Here is a 20,044-nt window from a genome sequence, read left to right as displayed (position 1 = left end):
ATTGATTTCAAACAAACGAGGACATTGTGTACGAAGGTGCAGTTCAAGAGCTGATTGACGAGCTCGGCCGGCTTCCCGGCGTGGGCCCCAAGTCAGCGCAGCGCCTGGCGTTCCACATCCTGGAGGCCGACCCCGAGGACATGAAACGCCTGGTCACGGCTATCACCACGGTCAAGGAACGCGTGAAGTTCTGCTCCGTCTGCTTCAACGTCACCGAGCAGGAAACATGCAACATCTGCCGTGATCCCCGTCGGGATCCTTCGGTGATCTGTGTGGTCGAAGAGTCCAAGGATGTGCTGGCTGTGGAACGGACACGTTCTTTCCGCGGCCGGTACCACGTGCTGGGCGGCGCCATCAATCCCATTGCAGGCATCGGCCCCGAGCAGCTGCGCATCCGCGAGCTCCTGACGCGGCTCAACGACGGCGCCATCCAGGAAATCATCATCGCCACGGACCCCAACCTGGAAGGTGAGGCCACGGCCACCTACCTGGCCCGCATGCTCAAATCCATCGGGATCACGGTGACGCGGCTGGCGTCCGGCTTGCCCGTCGGCGGAGACCTTGAGTATGCCGATGAGGTCACGCTGGGACGCGCCTTCGAAGGCCGACGCAACGCCCTGTTGTAATCTCGCAACCACAACATCAATCGTGATTGGGGTCCCGTGCGAGAACTTGTCTACTACGTTGCCGTCAGCCTGGACGGCTACATTGCCGGTCCGGGAGGCGAGTTCGACGCTTTTCCCGTGGAGGGCGATCATATGGCCGCCCAGAATGAACGCTTTGCCGATGCCATCCCCACGGTCATTGCCGATGCCATGGGCATCGAGCGCACCGGAACCATGTTCGACACCGTAGTGATGGGTTGGAACACGTACGCCGTCGGACTGCCGGTAGGCATGACAAGCCCGTACCAACACCTCCGCCAGGTGGTGTTCTCACGGACAAAATCCGAGGCTGACATCCCGGGCGAACATCCCAACCTGACGTTGACCTCCGAGGACCCCGTAGAGGTGGTGCGACGGTTGAAGTCAGAGCCTGGCCGGTCGATCTGGCTCTGTGGTGGCGGAGAGCTGGCCACAAAGCTGGCCGATGAAATCGACAGGCTTGTGCTCAAACGCAGCCCGCTGCTCTTTGGCGACGGGATTCCGCTCTTTGCACCCGGCACCTACCAGCCACGTGCTTTCGACGAGGCAGGCACCACGGCATTCGACTCGGGCGTCGTGATCTCCGAATACGTGCGGCGGAAGATCTAGCCGGAAACCGAATCAGTCGTCACCCGTCGGGAGGCCAGCCAGCGGCCTGCAGCAAGCACCACCGCGGCGAGCAGGCCCTGCAGGAACAACCCCGTGAGAGCCACCGGCACCGCGGGTGCCAGGCCGTCGCTGGAGACCCCGCCGAGACACGGGACTTCCCTCGCAGGCCCGTCAGCCGCGAACTGGAGCCCGGACAAAACCCAGGCTACGTCGTTGTCCGGCGGAACAAACTCCGCCCCGACGCTGGCTAGCAACAAGGCCGGGTGCGACGCCGCCAACCACGCCACCCTGTCCGTGTGTGCCACTTCCACCTGGTGCAAGCTGCCAACACACTCGTAGGCAGTGATTCTCCCGGCGTCGTCGCGCTCCACATTCACGGGGACTGAAGCGCTGGCAAGGTCCGTGGTGCCGGGCAGCAGGAGAACGGTGAGGGCTACATTTCCTGCGCAGAAAAAGGCCGCCAGCACGGAGGCCAGGGCGACGCCCGGGACGGTAGCAGCGAAGCAAGCACGCGAACCGGCCCCCATGAGCCCGAACACAGCCACTTCAAGGACCACCACGACGACGGCGGCACCGGCCAGCGCGAGAGGCCCGCCGCTGCTGATGCCCAGCATGAGCAAAAACGGCAACGCCACCACAGCCAGAGCCAGCCCCCGCAGAGCCCCTGCCAGAAGCATCACCAGGACGCTTTCATGGACGTGCCGGAATCCCCAGACGACACCGAGCACGGCTGCCGGGAAACCAAGGAATACCGCCATAATCACGAAGGTGGCCGCGGGCATCGCGTTCTCGATCCAACCATTCCGCAGAGCCCAGGCGACCAGTCCTGCAGCCGTTCCCCCGGCAAGGGCCACCCCTGAACAGCACGAGAGCCAAAACAGCCACGATGAAAAGGACTTCCGGGCATCCCGCCAGGCGATTCCGACGGCGTTCTTGAAGGCTGCGTTCTTGTAGCCGGCGTCGCGTGGTGGATTGGAACCATGGCCGGACTGCCCGGTACGGGGCTGGTCATCAACCAACCCACCCCCGATGACCTCATACTCGGGCTCATTCCAGCCGTCATCACGGCCTGGATGGTCAGGGACGCCGGCCATTGCCACACGCAATCCTCATGATGTGGATGGTACGCCGGGCGGACCGGCACCGACATCCATTCCGGGGAGAAGGTGGCACCATGGAGAGATGGTCCCCATTCCCGGTTTCCCCCGTTCCAAGCGTCCGCACCGCATCCCTCCCGCGCCTGGACAGGAATCGGTGTGGGACTATCCGCGGCCGCCGCAGGTCGAGGCCCGTTCGGAGCGGATCGTGGTGCGGCTGGGTGGCCATGTCATTGCTGACACCGTGGATTCAGTGCGGGTACTGGAGACAAGTCATCCGCCCGTCTACTACCTGCCGTTCGATGCCTTTGCGCCCGGGGTGCTCGTCCCCGTGGACGGCGCCACCTTCTGCGAATACAAGGGCATGGCCGGGTATTTCGATGTCGCGGCAGGCGGGATGGTGGCTTCCCGTGCCGGATGGACCTACCCGGAACCCAGCCGCGGTTTCGAAGCACTGCGGACCCGGGTGGCCCTCTACCCCGGCCGGATGGACTCCTGCGAGGTGGACGGCGAGCAGGTAACGCCCCAGGACGGGAACTTCTATGGCGGCTGGATTACGCGGAACATCGTGGGTCCTTTCAAGGGCGCTCCGGACACTGCCGGGTGGTGAGCTCCCCCGGCCGCTGTTTGTGTGGCCGCCATATGGTCACAATTCCTGCCAGCACTCCACGCGGCGATAAACTGGGCAAATAAGCTACGCAGGCGTGCTCCAATTTTGGAATCCAGCATGCCGCGTTCGAACCCTATTGATGCAGTGAGGGTGCGCGCATGACTATGCCCACTACCGAAGTGAAGATCGAAGAGCTCTCCAACGAGGCTGCCATTACCAAGCAGCTGATCGTTCAAAAGTTCGGCGGCTCCTCGGTTGCCGATGCCGATGGCATCAAGCGGGTCGCACAGCGCGTCGTGGATGCGCAGAAGGCCGGCAACGAGGTCGTGGTGGTTGTCTCCGCAATGGGTGATACCACCGATGAACTCCTGGACCTCGCCGCCCAGGTGACGGACTCCGCACCTGCCCGCGAGATGGACATGCTGTTGTCCGCCGGCGAGCGGATTTCCATGGCCCTCCTTGCCATGGCCATTAACAAGTTCGGTGCCTCGGCGCAGTCCTTCACGGGTTCCCAGGCCGGCATGATTACCGACGGCATCCACGGCAAGGCGCGAATTATCGCCGTCGACCCGCACCGCATCCGCACCGCCCTGAACAAGGGACACATCGCGATCGTCGCGGGCTTCCAGGGCATGAGCCGCAGCACCAACGAGATCACCACTTTGGGTCGCGGCGGTTCCGATACCACTGCGGTCGCCCTGGCCGCAGCCCTCGAAGCCGATGTGTGCGAGATCTACACGGACGTGGACGGCATCTACACGGCCGACCCCCGCGTGGTGACGTCGGCCCAGAAGATCGACCGGATTTCCAGCGAGGAAATGCTGGAACTGGCCGCCTCCGGTGCCAAGATTCTCCACCTGCGTTGCGTTGAGTACGCCCGCCGCTTTGGTGTGCCCCTGCACGTCCGTTCGTCATTCAGCCAGAAGGAAGGCACCTGGGTCATCCCGGGCGCCGACGAAAAGTTCACGATTGAAGAGGGAGTTGCCTTGGAGCAGCCAATCATCTCCGGCGTTGCACACGACCGGTCCGAAGCCAAGGTCACCGTTGTGGGCGTCCCCGACATCCCCGGCAAGGCTGCCGCGATCTTCCAGGTGATCGCAGACGCACACTCGAACATCGACATGATCGTCCAAAACGTGTCCACGCACGGCACGGGCCGCACGGACATTTCGTTCACCCTGCCCATCGTGGAAGGCGCCGACGCCCTGGCTGCCCTCCGCGCTGCTGAAGGACAGATCGGCTTCGAGAGCATCGAGTACAACGAGCACGTAGGCAAGCTCTCCCTCATCGGCGCAGGCATGCGTTCCCACCCCGGCGTTTCGGCCACCTTCTTCAAGGCACTCTCCGACGCAGGCATCAACATCGACATGATCTCCACGTCGGAAATCCGCATCTCCGTTGTCACCAGTGCCGACGCCCTGGATGACGCCGTTCGCGCCATCCACAATGCGTTCGAGCTCGACGGCGACGCCGAGGCTACCGTTTACGGCGGCACCGGCCGCTAGGCCAGCCGCTACGACGACATGAAGGACCGGAGCCAGTGCTCCGGTCCTTCATGTCTTTCAGGCGAAAAGCCCTTCGCCGACGAAACCGCCGGGAGCGCATCCCGGTGGAATCGCGAAGACGGCCGAACCCACGGGCGTGGTCCAGAGATTCAGCAGGTCCAGCTCGTCGAGGCGGCGCTGGATGGGAACGAACTGCCGGCCGATGTCCGCTTGGTAGGACGCGAAAATCAATCCGGAATCCGACACGCTCCCGGCCCCGGGAACGGAGTCGTAGTTGAAGGCCCGCCGGAAAATCCGCTGGGACGGGTCGTCCGGGCGCGCCCTCCGCAGATGGGCGAAATCGGCTATGACCGGAAACCCGACGGGCGTGACGGCGGCAAAGTCCGGCTCGTCGTGCTCGGCCGTGCCCGTCAACGGAGCGCCGTTCGCCAATTTGCGGCCCACGGACTCTTCCCGTCCGGACCTGTCCAGCTCGTCCCATTTGTCCAGGTGCATGCTGATCCGGCGGATCACCAGGGATGTTCCATGGGGCGCCCATGACCCGGTACCGCCGTCGCCATAGACAACCTTCTCAAACTCCGCGCTTCCCGGCACTGGATTCGATGTCCCATCCACCTGGCCAAAAAGGTTCCTCATGGTCGTTCCGGACTGTTCCGTGCCGTAGGCGCGCCGGAACCCCGTTTGGACCCAGCGCACCGTGGTGAAACGGCGGCTGTCCTTAAGCAGCATGCGCTGGGCGTGCGCAACCGAAAGGGGGTCGTCGGCGCATATCTGCAGCAGGAGGTCACCTCCGCAGAACTCCGGTACCAATTTGTCGATGGAGAAGGCCGGAAGTCCGGATACGCCGTCCGGGACCGGCACGGTGCCCGCAACCCGGAACAGGCCAGGACCAAAGCCGAACGTGACGGTCAGGCGCGCGGGCCGAAGCGCCAATTCACCCTCGGTATCGGCCAGCGCTGCCTTTCCCTGGGTCAAGTTCGCGGCATCGTCACTCAGCAGCTTCAGGAGCGACTTGAGCCGCTCAGGCGTTGTCCCTTCCTTCAGGTCGAGAGCAAGGAAAACACCGTGGGCCTGGGCAGCCGTGCCAACGCCCGACTGCCTGTCACCGTAAAACGGCACCGTCCTGGCACCGTTTGCCCCGTCCCCGGAATCACTTGGCAGCGGTGGGACCGGTTTCCCGGCGAGTTGCGTGCCCACGGCGGCCAATGCTCCGACGCCCGCGGCAGCACCGCCAAAGAGGAGGTGCCGCCGCCGCACTCGGGTCCCGGGCTTGGGGGTGGTGTTGTCCCGTCCGGAACTTCCCACGGCTGCTGCCCTACTTGGCTGGCGCAGCGGGTGCCGAACCGCTGCCTTCGCCTGCTGTGTAGTTCTCGTTGGCACCCGTGAAGTCCTTCGCTTGGGCAGTAAAGGTGACCGAGCCGCCGTCGGACGTCTTCAGGTCAAAGGCGACTTGGTCCCCGGCCTGGACCGGCTTGGTCAGGTCCATGAGCATGATGTGGTTTGCCCCGGGCTCGAGTTTGATTTCGCCCTTCGCGGGGACGACGAATCCGCCCTGTTTGGCCTGCATTTTCATGGTTCCGTCCGGTCCCATCACGGTTTCGTGCAGTTCCACCATGGTGGCCACCGGTGCTGCCGCGCTGACGATGGTCACATCCTTGTCACTCGTGTTCCGGATGGTCCCGAACGCGGCCGACATCCCTGAGTCCGCGGCTTTGATCCACGTGTCACTCACCGTCAATGGTTGGGAGGACCGGGAAGCGGACTGGGTTGTGGTGGTTGGTGTGTTGCTTTGTCCGCAACCCACCAGGGCCAACGAGGCCGCTGCCAGGATGGACACGACGGGAATCACTTTTCTTTTTGTCATGGTGATGCTCTCTGTGAAAGTAGTGTGCTGCACCGGGCTGAATCTGCTCCGGAACAGGTGGGATGGCAGGTTGGTGGCTTAGCCGCCCCGCGGGCCGGACCGGCGTCGGCGCTTGAAAAAGCCCCAGCCCAAATACAAGGCGAGGCCCGCGGCCGCCCCGAGGGCAGCAGCAATCACCCAATCGGGTACCTGGACCGTGGAGGCCGTGGCTCCTGGTTCGGCTGATCCGGGAGGAACACCGGGGGTGGCCGTGTTTCCGGGGGCCGGGATGGCACCTGCTGTGGCGCCGGCCCCCACCAGGAATGAGTAACTGCCGTTGATGGGGTGGCCGTCGCTGGAAACCACGCGCCACCTGACCTGGTACTCCCCGTCGGGCATGCCCGGGGCGAGCGGCTGGGTCAAGGTCCCGCGGTCCAGCGCAGAATCACCCTGGACCCAGTTCTTTGATGCCGCATCTACGACGCGGACTTCGTGGCCGATGGCCAGCAACGGTGCACTGAATTTCAGTTCAATGGCCGACGGCGGCACGGCCAGCCGCTCGCCGGTGGAAGGTGTGGACGAAACCAGTTGGTCATGGGCGGACGCCGCCGGCGCGCTGACGAGCCCGAAGGCGATGCACAGCGCAAAGACGGCAAGGAGGAACGCTCCGCCGGGTCCTGGGTTTCGCCATGAAAAACTACGCAAGGATTTTCTTGCCATGGCTGCTTCCCGCCCCGCTGCCTGTGAAAAAGGTCCGGCAGTCCGTGGAAGGATGGCCTCCCCTCACGGGGTGGCGGGGCTTATAGGGTGATGAAGGCGCCGGGCGCCTGGGACGTTGCTGGACGCCGTGGCGGTCCTCGATGGCGCATGGCAAGCAACGGAACGCCAAGATTGCGCAGCGGGCGTACCGCCCAGTCCGAGGGGATGACATTCGGCCCGGGGTTCACCGCCAAGGGCTGGATGATCCTCAGGAAAGGAATCAGGCGCAGGCCAAGGGCGGCCAGCAAACGGACAGCCGTGACCTCGCCGTACCGCAGGACTGCGATGGTGGCGACGGCTGCGAGGACGTGCCCCACCACCATCGACGGCGAGGAGTGGTCCGAGGGGCCGGCGGCGACGGAAGCGAGTGTGTGCGCCCCGTGCCCGGCGTGCCCTGCTGCGGCCGCGGTCCCGACGTCGTGGTGGGCACCGGGATCAAAGCTGTACAGGCCATGGAACACGGTTTGGCTTACCAGCACGGCCGTGGCAAGACGCCATAGCGACAGCACTTTACCGGCCAGGGCCATGCACACAAGCCCGGAAAGAGCCAAGGACAGGATCAGGACAGGGGCTCCCGGCGCGTTGCCGCCGGACAGCACGTGCGAGGCAGCAGCGATGAGGGTGGCGGCAACGGCTCCCGCCCACCCGCGCGCGAAGCGCACCGTGCGTGCCGTCATGTCCCTCCCGCCTGTTGAGGGGCCGCCTGGGGGCCCTCCCATGATGAAGTAATTCTACGCAGCGTAGAATCTTCCAAGCATAATCACAATCCGGGCGCCCCGGCGCCGGCTGAATCCCCGGCGTCGGCTGCACCGCCGTCGTCTTCCGCGCCGCCGGCAGGGGCCGAAGCGCCAGGAGCCAGCAGGATGTTCGTCAATTGCCGCAACCCCTCGGCCATGTCCACATCTTTGTCGTACAACCACTGCAATTGAAGGCCGTCAAAGGCAGCTACGACCAGCCGTGCCAGAGGGATCGCTGCAACATCCGTCCGGACTTCTCCTGCTTCCTGGCGGCGGGCAATGTCCGCGCTGACGTCGCGCACGATCACCGAATAGCGTTCCTGGAAGTACGCGTGGGAGTCGTGCCCGGGGTCGTTCGCCGTAGCCGATGCGACCGCGTAGAGCGTGGTCAGCCCGGGCTCGCTCCGATTCCGTTCGGCGATGGTAGGCATGTGGTTCAGCCCGATGTCACTCTGCCCCGTTGCCGCCAGAGAGCGCTTATCCCGTTCCGTGAGGACCGCTGTAAGGAGCTCCTGCTTGCCCTTGAAGTAGTGGAAAAGCGTGGCTTCCTTGACCCCCACAAGTTCGGCGACCCGCTTGAGCGCTGTTCCTTCGAAGCCTTCCGTAGCGAAGACGTCCGTGGCCGTCTGGATGATCTGTTCGCGGCGTTCCGCACCCTTTGCGTACTGGCCCCGGGCCTTCGACGATGACATTCGTTCAGTCTAGATGAGCAGACGAAAACCTAGTCATACTAGATTTTGACGATTAGACTCAACAAAGATGCCCAACGATGGGCCACGAAGGAGTCATGAAATGAACCCGACACTCTCGGCCGCCGTCACCGTCCCGCCCGCCGAAGGCCAGGACGCCGATACGAAGATCCGCGAACTCGCCCGGAGCCTCAGCCTTGAGCAGCAGATCCGGCTTCTGACAGGGGCGGACGTTTGGTCCACACACGCCATCCCGGAGATCGGCCTGGCGCGCGTGGTGCTGTCGGACGGCCCAGCCGGAGTCCGTGGCGAAGACTTCGACGAGCGCCACGATTCCGTTTCCCTTCCGTCCTCCTCGGCGTTATCGGCTACGTGGAGTGTCGAAACCGCCCACCGCTACGGCCAGATCCTGGGCCAGGAAGCGCGGCGCAAGGGCGTCCACGCCGTCCTCGGTCCCACCATCAACCTGCACCGCTCCCCGCTGGGCGGCCGGCACTTCGAATGCATGAGCGAAGACCCGCGGCTCACGGCAACCATGGCAGCCGGGTACGTCGCCGGAGTGCAGTCCATGGGTGTCGGCGCAACGCCCAAGCACTACCTCGCCAACGAAGCTGAAACCGAGCGCTTCACGGCGGACTCCGTGGTGGACGAGCGGCCCTTGCGCGAGCTCTACCTTGCGGCGTTCGAAGACGCCATCACCGAGGCCCGCGCCTGGCTGGTCATGAGCTCCTACAACTCCATCAACGGGACCACTGCCAGCGAGAACAAGCTCCTCGAAACGCCGCTGTCCACCGAATGGGGCTTCGACGGCGTAGTGGTTTCCGACTGGACGGGCGTCCGCTCAGTCGACGCCGCCAACGCGCACCAGGACCTCGAAATGCCTGGCCCGGTGGGCCACTGGGGCCCCAAGCTACTCGCCGCCGTCCATGATGGCCGGGTCAGCCGTGACGCCATCCTTGAAAAGGTCACCCGCATCCTTCGCCTGGCAGCCCGCGTGGGCTCATTGGAGGGTTTCGAACCTGCGGTGACCCAGCTTCCGACGCAGCTTGACGGGGCCGCCGTCGCGCGTGAAGTTGCGGTCCGCGGGGCCGTCCTGGCCCGCAACAAGGGCCTCCTGCCGCTGGATGCCAAGGCGCTCAGCAGCGTCGCGGTGATCGGCCACAACGCCGACGAGGCCCGCACGCAGGGCGGCGGCAGCGCCACCGTCATGCCAAAGTACACCGTGTCCCCGCTCGAAGGCCTCCGGAAAGCATTGCCCGACGACGTCAAAGTCACCTATGCGCGCGGCGCCAAGGTGGCCGAGGGCATCCAGGCGTTCCCCCGCACGAGCCTGCACAACCCGGTGTCCGGCGTTCCGGGAATCCGGGTGACGTTCCTCGCGGAGGACGGCTCGGAGATCTCGGGCGAAGACCGCCTGGCGTCCCACCTGATCTGGTTCGGCGTGGGGATTCCCGACGGCGCCGCCTCCATCCGGATGGAAACGGACTGGACTGCCGAAACAGCGGGCGTGCACCACCTGGGCGTCGGTACTGTGGGCCGGATCCGTTTCGCCTTGGACGGAGCAGAGGTATTCAACAGTGAGCTCGAGGACGACACGGAAGTCCTCGGCGCCGCGCTGTTCGACCCGCCCAAGACAACCCACCCAATCGAAGCCGCTGCCGGGCAGACCGTGCGGATCGAGGCCGAATACCAACTGCCCAAGCAGCAGGTCATTCCGTTCACCGCGATTCTCCTGGGCGAGGAAACGGTGGTAGCTGATCCACAGGCCGAGATCGACGCGGCAGTGGAGGCCGCCAGGGCGGCCGATGTCGCCGTCGTCGTGGTGGGTACCAACGCAACGATCGAATCGGAGGGCTTCGACCGGAAGGACCTTGACCTCCCCGGCTATCAGAACCACCTGGTGGAGGCGGTGGCGGCAGCCAACCCGCGGACAGTGGTGGTGGTGAACTCCGGCTCACCGGTGGTGATGCCTTGGCTCGACACGGTGGATGCGGTCCTGTTGGGCTGGTTCGGAGGCCAGGAATTCGGCAGCGCGATCGCCGACATCCTGTTGGGCAAGGAAGAGCCCGGCGGCCGCCTTCCCACAACCTGGCCGGCCGCGCTGGAGGACGTCCCCGTCCTGAGCACCACGCCCGTTGACGGCAAGGTGGTCTACTCCGAGGGAATCCACGTCGGCTACCGCGCATGGCTGAAGCAGGAAGCCGAAGGGGGAGCCAAGCCGGCCATCCCGTTCGGCTACGGCCTCGGATACACGACGTTCGAGCTCGGGACCGCCCACGCACCGCAGGTGGTCACGGCGGGGAACGATGTTGTGGTCCACGTGCCCGTCAGGAACACGGGCTCGCGTACAGGCCGCGAAGTGGTGCAGGTTTACCTGGACCGACCGGCCTCCGCGGTTGAGCGCCCGGTCCGCTGGTTGGCCGGTTACGCCGGAACGCACCTCGCTCCAGCCGGCACCGAGAGCGTGGAGGTCCGGATCCCCGCCAAGGCATTTGCGCATTACGACGGCGGCTGGCAGTTTGAGCAGGGCACGTTCCGCCTGCTGGTGGGTCGCCATGCAGCTGACGAATTCCAGTTCCTTGACATAGAACTCCGGTAATACAGGAGTAGGATCTCCGTGCGTGGCAGCCTTTTTTTGACCGCCACGCACGTGGTTTTCGCCACAAGCTGTAGAACTGGGGTATGGTATGGAATTTTCATGGCATGCTGTACGTTGCATACCCGGTAACCCCCTAACACGAAGAGGCATTAAAAAGTGGCAGCCGATTACGACGAACTCCGTACCGATGTAAAAGAGAACCAGGAGCAGTCGCTCCAGGCTCTTCAATCTGCCAGCGCCCCCACGGCCAAGAGCGTCGTGCTGGAACTGGACGAAACCGACGGCCTTGACGCCAATGGCCCCGGTGGCGAAATCGTCGCCGAGGAACTGGTCATCCAGGTCATCCCGCAGGCAAACGACGAGTTCACTTGCAACTCTTGTTTCCTGGTCCGCCACCGCTCGCAGATCGCGCGCGAAAAAGATGGCGTTGCCTACTGCACTGACTGCGAAGGCTAAGACGACCCCAACACCCCGGCGGACTGAACGTCGTCAGGGAGTGCCGGCGTCGGGATTAAATTGCGGAAGGACCGGAGCATGCGCTCCGGTCCTTCCGCAGTTAAACCTGGGCGCCGTATGAATCTAGGGTGCCGTTCCCGGACCGCCCACGACCTTCTTGCGCCGATGATTGCCCATTCGGAGTTGAAGGATGCGCGCTCCCCCGGCGAGGGCAACCAGCACTCCGCCACCCACCGCTGCGATGAAGAGCGTGGTGCCCAGGGCGAGTGTCCCCTCCAGCCCGAAGAACCGGACGGTGATCATGTCCTGGTTTTGGACGAAGAACACAATCAGCATCACCAGGACCACCAGGCCGACTGCCACCGCTACCCACAGGGCTGCGGTGCGGGTGGGCCGGGCGTGGCCTGGCGCGGACGGTGGGATCACCCGCTCGTGGTGCCCGGAACCGGCCCGGTCCGGGCGTGCCGAACCGCCCGGAACTCCTGCTGCATCTTCATGGAAACTCATTGACGGCCCCCTTAGTACGCCAGCACCTACCGTGCAATTACATAATAAGCATGCTGACTAGTTGCTCAACAGTGGCACGGCCACCAAACCGGGGTCAAGGTGGCGCGTTTGCCGGCACGCAAGGAAGGGCCGGAGTTCGCGGTCCGGCCCTTCGGCATCTCATGCCCCGCTACAGGGCATAGCCCTACAGGGCATAGTCAGTGGTGGTGGGCCCGGGATCGTCGTTGCGGACTGCGTAGTGGTGACCCTCGGAGTCAGTCTCGATATCGAAGTGCTTCAAATCTTCCTCGGAAGCGGATTCGAAATCATCATGCTTATGCACCACGGGGCTGTCCGTATCGCCGTGGGTTGCCGGTCCAAAAACGGACTGCAGCCGCTCGGTCACGTGGACGAAGCCTTCCATTCTGCGTCCCATGTTTTCCACCTCCCTTCTTACCGGAGAGCGAAAAAGCGGCAGGGCTGGTGCGTGCCGTTCAGTGAGCCAATTTTACGCCCGCAAGCCCGAAAAGGCTCCGGGTCGGCCGTGCGCCGAGTTGGCAGTTAATGACAATCCGCCTGCGGCGGTTTCAGCTTGCTAGTGCAACACCATCGATTAGTTTGGTCAGTCTTTCAGTTGGGGTGTCCCATTGGAGTGTTTGACGCGGTCGGATGTTGAGCAGGTGCTGGGTGTGGGCGAGTTCTTCGTCGCTGACCTGGTTGAAGTTCGTGCCTTTGGGGTGGATATCGCGGACCAGTCCGTTGGTGTTCTCGTTCGTGCCGCGTTGCCAGGGTGAGTGCGGGTCACAGAAGAACAGTTGGCAGCCGGTCGCTACTGTGAACTTGGCGTGTTGAGCCATTTCCGTGCCTTGGTCCCAGGTGATCGTTTTAAGGATCGCCTGGGGCAGGGTGTGGATCATTTTCTGCATGACCTCGATGACCGTCGCGCTGTCCCTGGCTCCCGGCAGCCGGCCCAGCAAAGTGAACCGTGAGGAGCGCTCGACCAAGGTGACGATCCCGGAGTTACCGGGACCCACGACCAAATCACCTTCCCAATGGCCGGGCACGGCCCGGTCCTGGACTTCGGCGGGCCGGTCGCTCAGCCGGGCCCCTTCAAGCCAGGGCCTTACGTTCCTGGCAGGCAGCTTTGATTGGGGCTTACGACCGGTCCGGCCCGAACGTAGGGCCTTCTCCACGGCAAGTTCATGCCGCAAGGCACCCCGGCCCTGCACGTAAAGGGCTTGGTAAATTGACTCGTGGGACACGTGCATCTCCGGCTGCTCGGGGAACGTCTTCTTCAGGTCCGCAGCGCTCTGTTGAGGTGAGAAACGCTGGTTCAAGCGTGCCACGACCTCCTTCCACACCGCCGTTCCCGCAGAGAGCTTCACGGGCCGGTTCCGTCTACGGCGGACCAGTGCCCGGTGTTGGGCAACCCCGGCGTCGTAATAGCGCCGGGCCCAATGCTCGATACTGTGTCGGCGGATCTCCCGGGACACCGTTGATGGATGCACGCCCAACTCCTTGGCGATCTGTCGCATGGAACGCGGCTCCGGCAAGCCCAGACAGGCCTTGATATAAGCCCGGTCCTCCAAAGTCAGCCGCCGGTACCTTCGCTCCTTATCCCGCGAAAGCATCTCCGAAGCCATCGGAAGACGCACGCCACCACCAGGGCCGGAGATAAGTTCCATGCCCGCTAGTTTCGCCCAATGCGACACCGCTTGCCGGGACACCCCAGCCGCGGCAGCACTTCGTCCCGTGTCCTCACCCGCCAGCAAGTGCTCATACGCACACGCACGAACCGACCACGGCAACTTCTTGACCATGACACCCCTCCAACTACAGGGGTGTTGCACTAGCCACCTGAAGACGCCTGCCCGGCATTGTCATTAAGTGCCACCTCGGCGAGAGGAGAAGGGGCTTAGCGCAGGGACTTGTCGTCCGGATTGCGGGGAACCACGTAGGTACTGCCATCCGGACGGCGGAGGGTTTCCCACTGCTGGGTCTCCGCTTGGCGCTGGGCGAGCAGCTTCCGGTTGGCTTCCGTCATTTCGTGATCCAGGGAGCTGCTGTGCGCCGGGCCAAAAATCACGCGAAACTTTCCGGTTGCGCGCATGAATTTCCGGGTGAAGGATTCCTTTGCCACGCGGATCGACTCCTCAGTGTTCGACGACTCTATACGTTCATAGTACGCTAATCATTAGTACACTAACTAATTGGTTCGGTGTAGCCTCGTCAGTGCAGCAAGCGGGAGGAAGCCATGACGACCATCAGCGATACCAGCCAGGAAACCGATGACCTCCTTCTGGAGCGCCAACTGTGCTTTGCCCTCACCGTAGCCTCGCGCAGCGTTGTGGGTGTCTACAAGCCCGTTCTTGAAAAGCTCGGCCTGACCCACCCCCAGTACTTGGTGATGTTGGCACTGTGGGAACGCAGCCCGAGGACGTTGAAGGACATCAGCGACAGCCTGCTCCACGATCCCGCCACCCTCTCCCCCTTGCTCAAACGCCTGGAAGAAGCACAGCTCATCACCCGCGAGCGCGTGCCCGGTAATGAGCGCGCACTGGCCATCACCCTCACTGACAAGGGAGCGGCCCTCCGCGCACAGGCCACGGCTGTGCCCGGCGAAATCCGCAATCGCCTGCACCTCAGCCGCGAAGAAGTAGCCGAGCTCCACCAAGCGATGACCGGCCTGATTGCCGCCACTCAGCGCACCGCCGACGAGCCACGTAAAATGGAGGCAACCTAGGAGATCCCATGAGCATGCGAAGTGTCCGCCCGTTACTGGCAGTACTTGCTGTCGCAAGCCTCGCCGCATGCTCCGGTGCCCCCTCACCAGGTTCCACAGGCAGCCCAACCCAGGCGCCGACGTCGGGCCCTTCAAGCAGCAGTACAGCACCCGGCAGCCCCTCCACCAGCAGCACCCCGACGGCGGGCGGCAGCCAATCGGCAACGGCCGGACGCGGCGACGCTGAACTGAGCATCACACTCCTGGAAACCCCCGAGGCCGCGCCCAAGACCTTCACCCTTGTCTGCACGGGCGGAACTCCCGCTGCGGAGAGCAACCACCCGTCGGCCGCCGAAGCATGCGCCGCGATCAAGAACAACCCCTCCATCCTCAGCCCGGCTCCGCCCCGGGCCGACCGGGCCTGCACCATGCAGTACGGCGGCCCCGCAACCGCCAAGGTGACCGGCGTCGTGGACGGCAAGGAAGTGGCGGCCGCCTTCAACCGCACCGACGGCTGCCAGATCGGTATGTGGGACGCGGCCAAGAGCGTCCTCGGATCAGATGGTGGTTTCTAGGCTGCGACACCTCCCCCAAGAGGAATGGCTTGGGCTGGAGGCTGCCCATCACACTCGGGTCGCACGCTATGCGGACCCGTACTTGGCCCGGCGTTCGGCCGGAAAGAAGCACCCCGTGGAGGACTTCCTCTTCACCTACTACACCCAGAAGCCGGGCCAGTTGCTTCGCTGGCACCCCGGGGATGCCGTAGTCCTCAGCGGTGAGCGGGCATTGGAGCGCAGCGCGTGGAAGTTCTACAGGACACCCGACGACGGCGAACTCGCCTCACTGGGGCTGCCCTCCGGTACACCGGCGGTCACCTTCGACCGGGCCGGCTTCCTGGCCGACCGCGCCGAGGCCGTCCGCTTCGCGGGCATCATCCTCTCCGGGACCGCGAAACGTCCGGCCCAGTTCGGCTGCTTCGGCCTGCACGAGTGGGCCATGGTGTACCGGCAGGAAAAGTTCGAGCTGCGCCACGAATACCTCAAGCTCAGGCTGGGCGGCGAGGGTACTGACACCGTGGTGGAAGAGAACCGGATCCGCTGCTCCCACTTCGATGCCTTCCGCTTCTACACCCCCGACGCCTTGCCCCTTAATGAGCTCACGCCAACCCGCGAAAACCAGCGGACCATGGAGCAACCGGGCTGCCTGCACGCCAACATGGACCTGTACAAGTGGGCCTACAAATTGACGCCCGCGTTGCCAAGCGGGCTGGTGATGGACTGCTTTGAGTTGTCGTGGCGGATCCGGGCCATGGACATGCAGGCCTCTCCGTACGATCTCGAAGAATGGGGCTACCCGCCCATCAGGATTGAGACACCGCAGGGCAAGGCCGAGTACGTTGAGTACCAGCGGGCTTTCGCAGCCGAATCCCAGGAGCTGCGGGCCCGCGTGCTTCAGGCAGTAAGCCCGCTCTTGGACGAGCTGAGCGGCGCGGCCGCCTGAGCACCCGACGCCACCAGCGAAAGGTCACCATGGGTTCCCCAAGCAGCAGCGACACCACCGACACAAACGCAAGCGAATACGACGTCGACCTCACTGTCACGCTGACAGAGTCACCGGGCGCTGACAGCCGGGTGTTCCACCTCCGGTCCGCCGGGGGTGTCCTCTCCCCCGACCCGGACTCGGTCGACTCAAACCTGCCGGATGCGACGGCGGCGCTTGCCGCCGTCGAGCAGTTCGGGGAGGAGATCTTCTTCCCGCAGCCGCGGCCGGACCGGATCTGCACGCAACAGTACGGGGGCCCGCAGGTAGCCGAAGTCCGGGGATGGTTCCGTGGGCGTAAAGTCCATAGCCATTTCAGCAGGACGGATGGTTGCGAGATCGCCCGTTGGAAGACCATGGCGGCGTTGCTGGGCAATACCGGAGGCGCAACTTCCGGCTCATGACACGCAAATGGGCTGGGGACGCCCGGATTCGGGTGTCCTCAGCCCATTTGCGTGTCCCGCAGAGTTTTAGCCGGCGTTGTTGCTCTGCGTCGGCTCATCGCCGCGGATCTTGCCCCGCGGCTTCTTGTCCTTCTTGTCCTTCTTGGGGTCTTCCTCATCCGGAACCACAACAGCTCCGCCGGGGTTGACCAGGACCGTGACGAAGCTCGGCTCGCTGGTTCCTGCGAAGGTCAGGCGGCCGATGTAGGAACCCGGTTCCAGGTTCTTCCAGTTCAGCGAAATCTGGCCCGTCTTGCCGTTGGCGAGTCGGATCGGATTCGGCGTCACGGTGGCGTTGCCCTGGTTGGCCCCCAGCACTGCAGCATCAACGGTTGCCTTGGTGGGCTGGTTGTTGGGGCTGGCGTAGAGGTTGGCGTAGACAAAGTAGTCGCCCGGGGCCGGGTTGGGAACGGACAGGGTTTCGCTGGCGGATGCCGTTGCGGCCGGCAGCTGCTGACCGGACGGAGTCAGGACCAGCATGTCGAAGTCGGCGGCCTCATTGGAGGAGATCACCGAGAACTTGGCCAGGGCACTGCCCTCACCAACGGTCACCTTCTTCACGAAGTTCGATGCGTTGGTTTGGCCGGCAAACGGGCCGGGAACCAGCTCGATAGCCGAAGAATCAGCCTTGGACAGGCCATCAATGGTCACACCCACCGGCAGGTTGGTGCCGGAGGTGATGTTGATGGTGCCCGAGCCGTTGGGGCCCGTGCCGGTGAAGGCCAGGGCCTTGTCCGCGATGACGGACTGCGGACGGACAGCGATCGGCGAGGTGACGGTCTTGTTGGCACCCTGCCAGTTGAGCGAACCCATGGCGAACTTGCCCAGTTCGGCGTTCTTGTTCTCAAACTGGACCTTGAAGGTCTTCTTTTCACCGGGTGCACCGAAGGTCAGCACGGACGGTGTCACCTTGACGTTGACGCCCGGAACGTTGGCCGTGGCCCGGTAGGTGCCCGGCGTCAGCGCAGTCAGCGTACGCGTGACTTCGATCTTGCCGGCCAGGTTGCCCAGCGCGAAGGAGGGAACGTTCATGTCGCGCGCGGCCGTGGTGCCGAGCCCTTCCATGCCCAGGTCCATCCCGGTGCCCTGGATGAACTTCAGGTAGTCCTCGGTGGTGGCGTCGTAGACCAGGCCCGGGTTGAGGACCTTCGCCGGGTCAACTTGTCCGGCGCCGGTGGCGAAGACGTCCTTGTTGACGGCGCCGTTGGCCAGCTTAACCGGACCAGCGGTGGTCATCATGGCGGACTTCACCGTAGCCGGGGACCACTGCGGGTTCTTGCCGAGGATCAATGCGCCGAAACCGGCCACGTGCGGTGAAGCCATGGACGTTCCGGACAGGAAGCCGAAGTTGTCGCCTCCGGTTCCGATCGGGGATACACCCGCGAGGATGGCGACACCGGGTGCCGAAACATCCGGCTTCAGCAGGTCCGAGTCAGTGGCAAGCAGCGGCCCGCGCGAGGAGAACCCGGCGATCTGCGGCTGTGCTTCGGCCGGCAGTCCCGTGGTGTCGCGGTTCAACAGGGACACAGTGATGGCCGGGTTCGCCGTGACCTTGTCCTTGATGGTCTGCGTGGCGGGCGGGTTCACGTGCACGGTGGGAATGACGTGCTTGTCAGTATCCAGCGACGAGTCCGTCAGGTTGACGAGGATCATGCCAACGCCGCCGCCGCGCAGGACTTCAGCGCTCTTGGCGGTGCGGTCAACCACGCCACGGTCACAAACAACAACCTTGCCGGCAACCTTTGCCGGGTCCAGGGACCCGGGAGCACACAGCGCTGCGTTACCTTGGCCGCTTGCGGCGTTGGTGGACAGCACGACGCCGGCCCCGCTCACCTCGCGGTTCATGATGCTCGCTCCGCGGAACTTGCTGCCGTCGGAGAATTCAACTGTGCCCTGGAGTTCCTGGGAGAAGGATGTCGCAGCAACGGTGGTCAGCCAGGGAGCTCCGTGATTGACGGTGCTGGCCGTTGGTCCGGAGTTGCCGGCCGAGGTGGCGACGAAGATGCCGGCTGACGCTGCGGACAGGAATGCCAGCGACACCGGATCCGTGGTGGAAGTGGTGGAACCGGAGATGGAGTAGTTCAGTACGTCCACGCCGTCCAGGATGGCCTGCTCGATCGCATCCACGGAAGCGGAGCCGTAGCAGCCACCGGTGGCGGGATCGGTGTCTTCCCAGCAGACTTTGTAGATGGAGAGCTTGGCGGCCGGTGCAATGCCGCTGGTGGTTCCGAAGCTCCTGCCATCCACGACGGCGTCAACGTTGCCATTGCCTGCTGCCGTGCTGGCGGTGTGGGTGCCGTGGCTGTCCACGTCCACCGCTGAAATGACTTCTTCGGGAGCCCGGTTTTCCGGGGGAACTGTTTCAAGGAAGGCGTCTGCGAAGTAGTGGGTGCTGAGGACCTTGGAGTTGCAGGCGCTGCCGTCGTAGTCGGCGCCCGTCCCGGTGCCCGGCTGGCATTCGCCGACGAAAGTGTCGCCGTCGGCCTTGAGCATGGCGATCTTGCCGTCCGCAGTGCGGTAGGGAACGCCAACCTGGGGGTTGCCGACCAGCGGCCCCACGGGCTCACCGGCGAAGAACGGGTTTGAAGGGGTGTAGCCGGTGTCGATGACGCCCACGACCGTGCCCTTGCCGGCATTCTCCTGCCCGCCATACTGGGTGGCCCAGGTGCCGTTGGGGCCGCTGAGCTTCAGGAAGTCGGTGGTGGAGTAGTCCGGAGCGTATTGCGTGTCCGGTGCGACCATCAGGACTTTGGGATCCTTGGCAAGGTTGATGGCCTGGTCCGCGGTCAGGTTGGCGCTGAAGCCGTTGACGGCGGTGGTGAACTCGCGCTTGATGGTGACGTTTTCCTGCCGGGCAACTTCCTGCTGCTTCTGCTGCAGGTGCTGCTGGTATTCCTTCACCTCGGCACTGTCGGCGTCGAGCTTTTTGCCTTCCTCCGGTTTGGTCGGCGCGAGCCCTGCCGTGCCGCCGTCGTAGGTTGCCGCAGGCTTTTCGGCAAGGACCACCATGTAGCGGCCGTCCTTGTAGGAACCGGGGTCAAGGTTCTTCTTGGCCACGCCTGCAACATTTCCGGGCGCCTCCGGGGCAGGGGCGGCCTGGGCCGGCATCGCCATTGACGAGAGCAGCAACGGCAGGCCGACGGCAAGCACCGCGGCCTTCCGGAGTCCCCCGCTTCTGACGAAGCTCTTTCCTTGTGATTTCACGAGTGGTTGCACCTTTCACTGAGGAGGCCCGGGCTCCATCGCCAAGGCCTGTCAACTTTCAGATGGTTGAACCTTTGACAGTTCTTGTCAAAGCCGCACAAC

Annotated in this window: 21 protein-coding genes; 10 read left to right on the top strand and 11 right to left on the bottom strand. The window is 64.2% G+C overall.

Features of this window, described 5'->3' with window-relative positions:
- The first annotated feature begins 26 nt into the window (after nucleotides 1-26).
- Both recR and HMI60_RS07090 read left to right on the top strand, forming a co-directional pair.
- Complete coding sequence (gene recR, locus HMI60_RS07095) at nucleotides 27-626, top strand: recombination mediator RecR (RefSeq protein WP_018778094.1); 600 nt, start codon at nucleotides 27-29, stop codon at nucleotides 624-626.
- 36 nt (nucleotides 627-662) lie between these two features.
- Nucleotides 663-1,253 carry a dihydrofolate reductase family protein gene (locus tag HMI60_RS07090; RefSeq protein WP_193590827.1) on the top strand — a complete coding sequence of 197 codons (591 nt, stop codon included), beginning with the start codon at nucleotides 663-665 and terminating at the stop codon, nucleotides 1,251-1,253.
- On the opposite strand, the gene HMI60_RS07085 is transcribed toward HMI60_RS07090, so the two are convergent.
- Nucleotides 1,250-2,347, bottom strand: a complete 1,098-nt coding sequence (locus HMI60_RS07085) for a hypothetical protein (RefSeq protein ID WP_193590826.1) — start codon at nucleotides 2,345-2,347, stop codon at nucleotides 1,250-1,252. The genes HMI60_RS07090 and HMI60_RS07085 overlap by 4 nt on opposite strands.
- An 88-nt stretch (nucleotides 2,348-2,435) precedes the next feature.
- Between HMI60_RS07085 and HMI60_RS07080 the strand changes: the two genes are divergently transcribed.
- Both HMI60_RS07080 and HMI60_RS07075 read left to right on the top strand, forming a co-directional pair.
- The gene (locus HMI60_RS07080; protein ID WP_179128375.1) at nucleotides 2,436-2,960 is read left to right on the top strand and encodes a DUF427 domain-containing protein; all 525 of its coding nucleotides are present in this window, start codon (nucleotides 2,436-2,438) and stop codon (nucleotides 2,958-2,960) included.
- A 158-nt stretch (nucleotides 2,961-3,118) separates the two neighbouring features.
- On the top strand, nucleotides 3,119-4,465 hold the full coding sequence (locus HMI60_RS07075) for an aspartate kinase (RefSeq protein ID WP_193590825.1): 1,347 nt from the start codon (nucleotides 3,119-3,121) through the stop codon (nucleotides 4,463-4,465).
- Nucleotides 4,466-4,522: 57 nt separating this feature from the next.
- Here the strand turns inward: HMI60_RS07075 and HMI60_RS07070 are convergent, their stop codons facing one another.
- From HMI60_RS07070 to HMI60_RS07050, 5 genes are all read right to left on the bottom strand, one after another.
- Nucleotides 4,523-5,770, bottom strand: a complete 1,248-nt coding sequence (locus HMI60_RS07070; RefSeq protein WP_193590824.1) for a Dyp-type peroxidase — start codon at nucleotides 5,768-5,770, stop codon at nucleotides 4,523-4,525.
- 10 nt (nucleotides 5,771-5,780) lie between these two features.
- On the bottom strand, nucleotides 5,781-6,329 hold the full coding sequence (locus HMI60_RS07065; RefSeq protein ID WP_227453675.1) for a copper chaperone PCu(A)C: 549 nt from the start codon (nucleotides 6,327-6,329) through the stop codon (nucleotides 5,781-5,783).
- Nucleotides 6,330-6,407: 78 nt separating this feature from the next.
- Entirely contained in the window at nucleotides 6,408-7,028 is a 621-nt protein-coding gene (locus tag HMI60_RS07060) for a copper resistance CopC family protein (protein WP_193590823.1), read from the bottom strand.
- An 80-nt stretch (nucleotides 7,029-7,108) separates the two neighbouring features.
- Nucleotides 7,109-7,744: a hypothetical protein gene (locus HMI60_RS07055; protein ID WP_193590822.1), complete on the bottom strand. Its 636-nt coding sequence runs from the start codon at nucleotides 7,742-7,744 to the stop codon at nucleotides 7,109-7,111.
- An 83-nt stretch (nucleotides 7,745-7,827) separates the two neighbouring features.
- Nucleotides 7,828-8,496 carry a TetR/AcrR family transcriptional regulator gene (locus HMI60_RS07050; RefSeq protein WP_193590821.1) on the bottom strand — a complete coding sequence of 223 codons (669 nt, stop codon included), beginning with the start codon at nucleotides 8,494-8,496 and terminating at the stop codon, nucleotides 7,828-7,830.
- A gap of 100 nt (nucleotides 8,497-8,596) precedes the next feature.
- On the opposite strand from HMI60_RS07050, the gene HMI60_RS07045 reads away from it, so the two are divergent.
- Together HMI60_RS07045 and HMI60_RS07040 are read left to right on the top strand one after the other, a co-directional pair.
- Nucleotides 8,597-11,092 carry a beta-glucosidase gene (locus HMI60_RS07045; protein WP_193590820.1) on the top strand — a complete coding sequence of 832 codons (2,496 nt, stop codon included), beginning with the start codon at nucleotides 8,597-8,599 and terminating at the stop codon, nucleotides 11,090-11,092.
- Between the two features lie 156 nt (nucleotides 11,093-11,248).
- Nucleotides 11,249-11,548: a DUF4193 domain-containing protein gene (locus tag HMI60_RS07040; protein ID WP_018778105.1), complete on the top strand. Its 300-nt coding sequence runs from the start codon at nucleotides 11,249-11,251 to the stop codon at nucleotides 11,546-11,548.
- Between the two features lie 123 nt (nucleotides 11,549-11,671).
- On the opposite strand, the gene HMI60_RS07035 is transcribed toward HMI60_RS07040, so the two are convergent.
- The 4 genes from HMI60_RS07035 to HMI60_RS07020 form a co-directional block, all read right to left on the bottom strand.
- Nucleotides 11,672-12,055: a lipopolysaccharide assembly LapA domain-containing protein gene (locus HMI60_RS07035; protein WP_055977078.1), complete on the bottom strand. Its 384-nt coding sequence runs from the start codon at nucleotides 12,053-12,055 to the stop codon at nucleotides 11,672-11,674.
- Between the two features lie 184 nt (nucleotides 12,056-12,239).
- Complete coding sequence (locus HMI60_RS07030; RefSeq protein WP_026267218.1) at nucleotides 12,240-12,470, bottom strand: hypothetical protein; 231 nt, start codon at nucleotides 12,468-12,470, stop codon at nucleotides 12,240-12,242.
- A gap of 151 nt (nucleotides 12,471-12,621) precedes the next feature.
- Nucleotides 12,622-13,719, bottom strand: a complete 1,098-nt coding sequence (locus HMI60_RS07025) for an IS30 family transposase (protein WP_370584070.1) — start codon at nucleotides 13,717-13,719, stop codon at nucleotides 12,622-12,624.
- 230 nt (nucleotides 13,720-13,949) lie between these two features.
- A complete protein-coding gene (locus HMI60_RS07020; RefSeq protein ID WP_018779981.1) occupies nucleotides 13,950-14,174 on the bottom strand; it encodes a hypothetical protein in 225 nt (74 codons plus the stop codon).
- A 114-nt stretch (nucleotides 14,175-14,288) separates the two neighbouring features.
- On the opposite strand from HMI60_RS07020, the gene HMI60_RS07015 reads away from it, so the two are divergent.
- Genes HMI60_RS07015 through HMI60_RS07000 form a run of 4 tightly spaced genes read left to right on the top strand, consistent with a single transcriptional unit; the run spans nucleotide 14,289 to nucleotide 16,699 of the window.
- Entirely contained in the window at nucleotides 14,289-14,777 is a 489-nt protein-coding gene (locus tag HMI60_RS07015; protein ID WP_018779982.1) for a MarR family winged helix-turn-helix transcriptional regulator, read from the top strand.
- 8 nt (nucleotides 14,778-14,785) lie between these two features.
- Nucleotides 14,786-15,331, top strand: a complete 546-nt coding sequence (locus HMI60_RS07010) for an SSI family serine proteinase inhibitor (RefSeq protein WP_193590819.1) — start codon at nucleotides 14,786-14,788, stop codon at nucleotides 15,329-15,331.
- A complete protein-coding gene (locus HMI60_RS07005; protein WP_193590818.1) occupies nucleotides 15,318-16,256 on the top strand; it encodes a 3-methyladenine DNA glycosylase in 939 nt (312 codons plus the stop codon). Before HMI60_RS07010 ends, HMI60_RS07005 begins: the two co-directional genes overlap by 14 nt.
- A 29-nt stretch (nucleotides 16,257-16,285) precedes the next feature.
- Nucleotides 16,286-16,699, top strand: a complete 414-nt coding sequence (locus HMI60_RS07000) for a serine protease inhibitor (protein ID WP_193590817.1) — start codon at nucleotides 16,286-16,288, stop codon at nucleotides 16,697-16,699.
- A gap of 66 nt (nucleotides 16,700-16,765) precedes the next feature.
- Here HMI60_RS07000 and HMI60_RS06995 read toward each other — a convergent pair whose 3' ends face one another.
- Nucleotides 16,766-19,852, bottom strand: coding sequence for a S8 family serine peptidase (locus HMI60_RS06995; protein ID WP_227453713.1), 3,087 nt, complete (start codon nucleotides 19,850-19,852; stop codon nucleotides 16,766-16,768).
- Nucleotides 19,853-20,044: the final 192 nt, after the last annotated feature.

The organism is Paenarthrobacter sp. YJN-D, assembly GCF_015040335.1.
In the GTDB taxonomy this organism is placed as follows: Bacteria; Actinomycetota; Actinomycetes; order Actinomycetales; family Micrococcaceae; genus Arthrobacter; species Arthrobacter nicotinovorans.
Note: the sequence above shows the minus strand (reverse complement) of the source record. Positions and strands in the feature narration are given on the sequence as shown.

What these genes read in the sequence shown, in the direction of transcription:
- HMI60_RS07030 (WP_026267218.1), bottom strand. Translation starts at nt 12,470, where the DNA reads ATGGGACGCAGAATGGAAGGCTTCGTCCACGTGACCGAGCGGCTGCAG.
- HMI60_RS07025 (WP_370584070.1), bottom strand. Translation starts at nt 13,719, where the DNA reads ATGGAACTTATCTCCGGCCCTGGTGGTGGCGTGCGTCTTCCGATGGCT.
- HMI60_RS06995 (WP_227453713.1), bottom strand. Translation starts at nt 19,852, where the DNA reads ATGGCGATGCCGGCCCAGGCCGCCCCTGCCCCGGAGGCGCCCGGAAAT.
- HMI60_RS07075 (WP_193590825.1), top strand. Translation starts at nt 3,119, where the DNA reads ATGACTATGCCCACTACCGAAGTGAAGATCGAAGAGCTCTCCAACGAG.
- HMI60_RS07015 (WP_018779982.1), top strand. Translation starts at nt 14,289, where the DNA reads ATGACGACCATCAGCGATACCAGCCAGGAAACCGATGACCTCCTTCTG.
- HMI60_RS07080 (WP_179128375.1), top strand. Translation starts at nt 2,436, where the DNA reads ATGGTCCCCATTCCCGGTTTCCCCCGTTCCAAGCGTCCGCACCGCATC.
- HMI60_RS07085 (WP_193590826.1), bottom strand. Translation starts at nt 2,347, where the DNA reads ATGGCCGGCGTCCCTGACCATCCAGGCCGTGATGACGGCTGGAATGAG.
- HMI60_RS07055 (WP_193590822.1), bottom strand. Translation starts at nt 7,744, where the DNA reads ATGACGGCACGCACGGTGCGCTTCGCGCGCGGGTGGGCGGGAGCCGTT.
- HMI60_RS07010 (WP_193590819.1), top strand. Translation starts at nt 14,786, where the DNA reads ATGAGCATGCGAAGTGTCCGCCCGTTACTGGCAGTACTTGCTGTCGCA.
- HMI60_RS07065 (WP_227453675.1), bottom strand. Translation starts at nt 6,329, where the DNA reads ATGACAAAAAGAAAAGTGATTCCCGTCGTGTCCATCCTGGCAGCGGCC.
- HMI60_RS07035 (WP_055977078.1), bottom strand. Translation starts at nt 12,055, where the DNA reads ATGAGTTTCCATGAAGATGCAGCAGGAGTTCCGGGCGGTTCGGCACGC.
- HMI60_RS07005 (WP_193590818.1), top strand. Translation starts at nt 15,318, where the DNA reads ATGGTGGTTTCTAGGCTGCGACACCTCCCCCAAGAGGAATGGCTTGGG.
- HMI60_RS07000 (WP_193590817.1), top strand. Translation starts at nt 16,286, where the DNA reads ATGGGTTCCCCAAGCAGCAGCGACACCACCGACACAAACGCAAGCGAA.
- HMI60_RS07050 (WP_193590821.1), bottom strand. Translation starts at nt 8,496, where the DNA reads ATGTCATCGTCGAAGGCCCGGGGCCAGTACGCAAAGGGTGCGGAACGC.
- HMI60_RS07060 (WP_193590823.1), bottom strand. Translation starts at nt 7,028, where the DNA reads ATGGCAAGAAAATCCTTGCGTAGTTTTTCATGGCGAAACCCAGGACCC.
- HMI60_RS07045 (WP_193590820.1), top strand. Translation starts at nt 8,597, where the DNA reads ATGAACCCGACACTCTCGGCCGCCGTCACCGTCCCGCCCGCCGAAGGC.